We start from the raw sequence: 790 nt of genomic DNA, 5'->3' as shown, positions 1-790 counted from the left end.
TCTAATTCTTTTAATTTTCTTTCTTGTTCACGGGTAGCGCGGGTGTTTTGTTCGGTACTTTGGGTGTTTTGGTTAGTGCTTTGGGTGTTTTGATCGGTACTTTCTGTTAATTGAGTCATTGAGCGGCGCGCGCGGCGAATCACCGGTTCGCCATTGACATTAAAGGTTATGTTATAGATATGTTCCATGCGCGCATTTTAGCACTTGCGCATTTTGCTACTTGCGCACATGCTAGTGTACATATATGTCTAAGAAAAAGCGTTATTCAATTATAGGCACTAGAAACAATCTCCTTTTAGCGGAGAATATCCGCACTATGTATTTGCAGGGCAAAAGCTATGATTATATTTGTAGCGCGCTAAATATCAGCAAAAACACCATTAACACCTATAGGCGCAACGCCTTAAAAGAGGGCGATGACTGGGATATGCTCATGTTAGTTCATCGGCGCAATTCCCAAGCCGTTAGCATGAGTGAGGCCTATTTTATTAATAAGCTAATTGATAGCTTTGAGAAACAAATTACCAATAATCCCGATCTTAGCCTTGATGAGTTAGCTAAATTCACTAAGCTTTATTACACTCTAAAACAGCCCAAAAACATAGATACTAAAGAGGTTGAACATGCTAACACCCAAGCCGTTATTAAAGCAATTGCTAAGCTAGCAGTTGATCTAAATAGGCGTGAGGTAGTAGAGTTTCTTAGCGTTTATGCCGATGAAATTATTAGGGCTGTATTTAAAAGTAATAGTTAATAGCATTGAATACCCATTAAAACCGCGTTGAAAATC

Annotated in this window: 2 protein-coding genes; one reads left to right on the top strand and one right to left on the bottom strand. The window is 39.1% G+C overall.

The features are described from left to right. The coding region (locus G6Q00_RS08275; RefSeq protein ID WP_163532759.1) for a hypothetical protein at positions 1 to 188 on the bottom strand (188 nt) is incomplete at its 3' end. A 56-nt stretch (positions 189 to 244) separates the two neighbouring features. On the opposite strand from G6Q00_RS08275, the gene G6Q00_RS08270 reads away from it, so the two are divergent. Next, entirely contained in the window at positions 245 to 754 is a 510-nt protein-coding gene (locus tag G6Q00_RS08270) for a DUF1804 family protein (RefSeq protein ID WP_163532758.1), read from the top strand. The last annotated feature ends 36 nt before the right edge of the window (positions 755 to 790 follow it).

This window comes from Helicobacter suis (assembly GCF_902196125.1).
GTDB lineage: Bacteria > Campylobacterota > Campylobacteria > Campylobacterales > Helicobacteraceae > Helicobacter > Helicobacter suis_B.
Note: the sequence above shows the minus strand (reverse complement) of the source record. Positions and strands in the feature narration are given on the sequence as shown.

Bases quoted from the DNA above. Each gene is read 5' to 3' on its own strand.
- G6Q00_RS08270 (WP_163532758.1), top strand. From the start codon at position 245: ATGTCTAAGAAAAAGCGTTATTCAATTATAGGCACTAGAAACAATCTC.